Genomic DNA, 5,612 nt, shown 5'->3' with positions numbered 1-5,612 from the left:
CACGTCGCGATCGCCGCCGAGTCGGGCCTGCCGCACGTCTATCTCGGCTACTGGGTGCCCGGCAGCGTCAAGATGGACTACAAGTCCCGCTACCGCCCGCTCGAGATCTTCGCCGAGGGCCGCTGGACCCGGCTCGAGACGGCCGACACCGGGGCGCTGGTCCGCCGCCGCGGCGAGCGGCCGGCGATCAGCGAGCAGGTGGCCGCGATCGAGCTGCCCGCGACGCGCTAGGCGGGACTGCCGCGCCCGCCCGCGGCATCTTCGGTCCGCAAATATCCTCGGGGGTGAATTGGCCGCAGGCCAAGAGGGGGCAGACGGCCCCCTCGCGACCTCGCCGCAGCGGGCCGGCCGGGCCCGGTCAGCCCTTGGTCCGGTTGCGGATCATGTAGGTATCGTAGGTATATTCCGCGACCTGGTACCAGAGGTAGCCCTCGTTGCGGAACGCCTTCACGTTGTCGATGATCGACTTGAAGTCGGCGTTCGAGGCCGAGAGCTCGTCGTAGACCTCGTTGGCCGCCACGTAGGCCGCATCGATCACGTCCGCCGGGAAGGCCTTCAGCTTCGCGCCGCCGGCGATCAGGCTGCGCAGCGCCGGCGGGTTGCGCGCGTCGTACTTGGCCATCATGTCGGTGTTGGCGTAGGCGGCGGCGTTGGTCAGGATCGCCCGGTACTCGGGGCCGAGCTCGTTCCACTTGTCGAGGTTGACGAAGAAGTGGACCGTCGGGCCACCCTCCCAGAGGCCGGGATAATAGTAGTAGGGGGCGACCTTGTTGAAGCCGAGCTTCTCGTCGTCGTAGGGGCCGACCCACTCGGCGGCGTCGATGGTGCCGCGCTCGAGCGCGGGGTAGATGTCGCCGCCCGGGATCTGCTGCGGCACGACGCCGAGCTTCTCCAGCACCTTGCCGCCGATGCCGGCGATGCGCATCTTGACGCCCTTGAGGTCGTCGACGCTGTTGATCTCCTTGCGCCACCAGCCGCCCATCTGCACGCCGGTGTTGCCGCCCGGCATGCCGTAGAGCTTGTGCTTGGCGTAGAAGGCGTTGAGCAGGTCGTTGCCGCCGCCCTCGTAGAGCCAGGAGTTCATCAGCCGCGCGTTGAGCGAGAAGGGCACCGCCGTGCCGATGGCGAAGGTCGGGTCGATCCCCCAGTAGTAGTAGGAGCAGGTGTGCGCCATCTCGATGGTGTTGGTGCCGACCGCCTCGACCGCCTGCGGGGTGGGGACGATCTCGCCGGAGGGGAAGACCTCGATCTCGAAGTTGCCGCCCGACATCGCCTTGACGTGCGCGGCGAAGACCTCGGCGGCGCCGAAGATGGTGTCGAGCGAGCGCGGGAAGCCCGAGGTCATCCGCCACTGCACCTTGGGCTGGGTCTGCGCGACCGCCGGGGCGGCCAGCGCGGTCGCGGCGCCGCCGATCGCCGCGCCCTTGAGGAAGTTGCGTCTCTTCACCTTCAGTCCTCCGTGTTGGACCGCTTCGCGGCCATCGGTCAGTTCAGGTCCAGATCCAGCTCCGGCGCGGGCAGCCCGGGATCGTCGCCCAGGCCGGGCATCGGCAGCGACTCGAGCTGCTGCTCCACCGCCGCCGGGTCGAGGGTCGGTGCGTCGGTGATCCAGTAGGTCACCGTCTCCGGCCAGAAGATCATGATCGCGACGAGCAGCAGTTGCAACGCAATCCACGGCAGCGACCCCAGGTAGATGTCCCTGGTCTTGACCTCCTTCGGCGCGATGGCGCGCAGGTAGAAGAGCGCGAAGCCGAAGGGCGGGTGCATGAAGGAGGTCTGCATGTTCACGCAGAGCAGCAGCCCGAACCAGATCGGGTCGATGCCGAGCGCGCGCATCACCGGCACCAGCATCGGCACGACGATGAAGACGATCTCGAAGAAGTCGAGGAAGAAGGCGAGGAAGAAGATGAAGACGTTGACGAAGATCAGGAAGCCGACGACGCCCCCCGGCAGGTCGGAGAGGATGTGCTCGATCCAGCGCCCGCCGTTCACCCCCTGAAAGACCAGCGAGAAGACGGTGGCGCCGATCAGGATGAAGACGACCATCGAGGTGATGCGCATGGTCGAGGCCATCGCCTCCCACATCATCCTGTGGGTGTAGCGCCGGTGCAGCATGGCGAGGACGATGGCGCCGACGCCGCCCATCGCGCCCGCCTCGGTCGGGGTGGCGAGCCCCATGAAGATGGTGCCGAGGACGAGGAAGATGAGCACCAGCGAGGGCACCATCCCCCAGAGCACCTTGGCGACGAGCGCCCAGCCGTGCAGCGTGCGCGCCTCGGGCGGCAGCGGCGGCACCCGGTGCGGCTGCAGGATCGAGACGGCGAGGATGAAGAGCAGGAAGAGCAGGATCTGCAGGATCGAGGGCCCGGCGGCGCCGAGGTACATGTCGCCGACCGAGACGCCGATCTGATCGGCGAGCACGATCAGCACCAGCGAGGGCGGGATGACCTGGGTGATCGTGCCCGAGGCCGCGATCACCCCGGTGCCGATGCGCATGTCGTAGCCGTACCTGAGCATGATCGGCAGCGAGATCATGCCCATGGCGATCACCGAGGCGGCGACCGTGCCGGTGATGGCGCCGAGGATGGCGCCGACCACGATCACCGCGTAGGCGAGCCCGCCCGGGACCGGGCCGAAGAGCTGGCCGGTGCCTTCGAGCAGGTCCTCGGCCAGGCCGCTCCGCTCCAGCACCGCGCCCATGAAGGTGAAGAAGGGGATGGCGAGCAGGAGGTCGTTCGACATGATGCCGAACGTCCGGTAGGGCAGCGCCTGCAGGAACTCCGGCCCGAAGTAGCCGACCTCGATCGCCAGCATGCCGAAGAAGAGCCCGAGGGCGGAGAGCGAGAAGGCGACCGGGAAACCGAAGAGCAGGAAGGCGATCAGCCCGGCGAACATCGTCGGGGCCATGTAGCCGTATTCGAGCATCAGGCGGCTCCCCCGATCGTGGCCGGTGCGGCCGGGCTCACTGGAGCGGCCTCTCGTACTCGGCCACCAGGGTCTCGTCGTGCGCGCGGAGCGCGGCGATGCGCTTGATGAACTCGGCCGCCCCCTGCAGCAGCAGCAGCCCGAGCCCGACCGGCAGGAGCAGCTTGACCGGCCAGAAGAGCAGCCCGCCGGCGTTGGCCGACCGCTCGCCGGACACGAAGCTCGTCACGAAGAACGACCAGGAGAACCAGGCGAGCACCGCCATCGAGGGGAAGAGGAAGAGCGGGATGCCGATGATGTCGATCCAGAGCTTCCGCCGCGGCGAGGCGCTGCCGTAGAAGAGGTCGACCCTGACGTGCTCGTTCATCTTCAGCACGTGTGCGGCGCCGAGCAGGAAGATGCCGGCGAACATCTGCCACTGGATCTCGAGCCAGGCGTTGGAGCTGAGGCTGAAGAGGTAGCGCGAGGCCGCGTTGCCGGCGCTGATCAGGCAGCTCAGCAGCACGAGCCAGGTGGCGATCCAGGCGAAGAAGCGGCTGATGCGGTCGACGATGCCGGCGAAGCGCAGCAACCCGTCCATCCGATCTCCTCCCGCGGTTTTTCGCGGCTTCTAGCGAAAGCCTGCCCGCGCCGGCAAGCCCCCCGCGATCGCGAGACGGTAAATGCCGCGGCCGCCGGCGCCCCGGCGCGGCGGGAGGGGCAATTGCGCAACTATCGTGCGAAAGGCGCGGGCCTGCGGCAATTTTCCGCGACGGATGCGGTTGACCTCGCCGGGCGGTCTGCCTAATGAGATGGCATGCGAACCGTATGCGTAGTCTGGCGCGGACGAAGGCCGAGCTGCTGAGCTCCGGCCGATGCCGCGCCGATGCCCCCCGCGCGGGGGCTTTTTTACGGGCAGGGACGTGCCGGAACGCAGCCGGCGGACGCGAGGAAGATCCAGAGATGAAACGAGAGATGACCGGCGCGGAGATGGTCGTTCAGGCGCTGAAGGACCAGGGGGTCGACACCATCTTCGGCTATCCGGGCGGCGCGGTGCTGCCGATCTACGACGCGATCTTCCAGCAGAACGACATCCGCCACATCCTCGTGCGCCACGAGCAGGGGGCGGCCCATGCCGCCGAGGGCTATGCGCGCTCGACCGGCAAGCCGGGGGTCGTCCTCGTCACCTCGGGGCCGGGCGCCACCAACGCCGTCACCGGCATGACCGACGCGCTGATGGATTCGATCCCCATCGTCATCCTGACCGGGCAGGTGCCGACCTTCCTGATCGGCAACGACGCCTTCCAGGAGGCCGACACGGTCGGCATCACCCGGCCCTGCACCAAGCACAACTGGCTGGTCAAGGACACCGCAAAGCTGGCCGAGACCATCCACCAGGCGTTCCACATCGCCACCCACGGCCGCCCCGGCCCGGTGCTGATCGACATCCCGAAGGACGTGCAGTTCGCCACCGCCCGCTACACGCCGCCCGAGGAGGCGCGGGTCAGCCACTACCAGCCGCAGACCCGCGGCAACCCGGAGGCGATCCTCGCCGCGGTCGAGGCGCTGGAGAAGTCCGAGCGCCCGGTCATCTATTCCGGCGGCGGGGTCATCAACGCCGGGCCCGAGGCCTCGCGCCTGCTGCGGGAGCTGGCCGAAACGACCGGCTTCCCGCTCACCTCGACCCTCATGGGCCTCGGCGCCTATCCCGCCTCGGGGCGCGCCTGGATCGGCATGCTCGGGATGCACGGCACCTTCGAGGCCAACTGGGCGATGCACGACTGCGACTTCATGCTCTGCCTCGGCGCCCGCTTCGACGACCGGATCACCGGCCGCGTCGACGCCTTCTCGCCGCATTCCTTCAAGGTCCACGTCGACATCGACGCCTCCTCGATCAACAAGAACATCCACGTCCAGGTGCCGATCGTCGGCGACGCCGGCGCCGTGCTCGCCGACATGCTGGCGCTCTGGAAGGAGCGCGGCGCGAAGACCCGCTCCGAGGCGGTGGCGAAATGGTGGAAGCAGATCGAGCTCTGGCGCGGGCGGAACTGCCTCGCCTACCGGAACTCGGACAAGGTCATCAAGCCGCAGTACGCGCTGCAGCGGCTCGAGGCGCTGACCCGCGGGCGCGACCGCTACATCGCGACCGAGGTCGGCCAGCATCAGATGTGGGCGGCGCAGTACATGGGCTTCGACGAGCCGAACCGCTGGATGACCTCGGGCGGGCTCGGGACCATGGGCTACGGCTTCCCGGCCTCGATCGGGGTCCAGGTCGCCCATCCCGACGCGCTGGTCATCAATGTCGCCGGCGAGGCCTCCTGGCTGATGAACATGCAGGAGATGGGGACGGCGGTGCAGTACCGCCTGCCGGTCAAGCAGTTCATCCTCAACAACGAACGGCTCGGCATGGTCCGCCAGTGGCAGGAGCTGCTGCACGGCGAGCGCTATTCGTCGAGCTGGTCCGAGGCGCTGCCCGACTTCGTCAAGCTGGCCGAGGCCTTCGGCGCCAAGGGGATCCTCGTCACCGACCCGGCGAAGCTCGACGAGGCGATCACCGAGATGATCGAGTATCCGGGGCCGGTCATCGTCGACTGCGTGGTGGAGAAGCACGAGAACTGCTTCCCGATGATCCCCTCGGGCAAGGCGCACAACGAGATGATCCTCGGCGAGGACGCCACCTCGGGCGCGATCGAGGCCGGTGGCGCGGT

General features: G+C 68.3%; 4 protein-coding genes and 1 pseudogene. 2 read left to right on the top strand and 3 right to left on the bottom strand.

The window, feature by feature from the left end; genetic code table 11:
• Positions 1–231, top strand: a pseudogene (locus tag Q0112_RS16550) (arginyltransferase); the annotation flags it as partial.
• A 127-nt stretch (positions 232–358) separates the two neighbouring features.
• On the opposite strand, the gene Q0112_RS16545 reads toward Q0112_RS16550, so the two are convergent.
• From Q0112_RS16545 to Q0112_RS16535, 3 genes are read right to left on the bottom strand one after another with little or no spacing between them, the layout of a single operon-like run.
• Positions 359–1,447 carry a TRAP transporter substrate-binding protein gene (locus Q0112_RS16545; protein WP_297977086.1) on the bottom strand — a complete coding sequence of 363 codons (1,089 nt, stop codon included), beginning with the start codon at positions 1,445–1,447 and terminating at the stop codon, positions 359–361.
• Between the two features lie 38 nt (positions 1,448–1,485).
• Positions 1,486–2,925, bottom strand: a complete 1,440-nt coding sequence (locus tag Q0112_RS16540) for a TRAP transporter large permease subunit (protein WP_297977085.1) — start codon at positions 2,923–2,925, stop codon at positions 1,486–1,488.
• Positions 2,926–2,962: 37 nt separating this feature from the next.
• Positions 2,963–3,505 (bottom strand): TRAP transporter small permease subunit, encoded by a 543-nt coding sequence (locus Q0112_RS16535; RefSeq protein WP_297977084.1) that lies wholly within the window; start codon positions 3,503–3,505, stop codon positions 2,963–2,965.
• Positions 3,506–3,867: 362 nt separating this feature from the next.
• Between Q0112_RS16535 and Q0112_RS16530 the strand changes: the two genes are divergently transcribed.
• Positions 3,868–5,612 (top strand): acetolactate synthase 3 large subunit (locus Q0112_RS16530; RefSeq protein ID WP_297977083.1); only part of this gene is annotated, 1,745 nt, incomplete at its 3' end.

The organism is uncultured Amaricoccus sp. (assembly GCF_937858865.1).
Classification (GTDB): Bacteria; Pseudomonadota; Alphaproteobacteria; order Rhodobacterales; family Rhodobacteraceae; genus Amaricoccus.
This window is presented reverse-complemented; position numbering and strand designations above follow the sequence as displayed.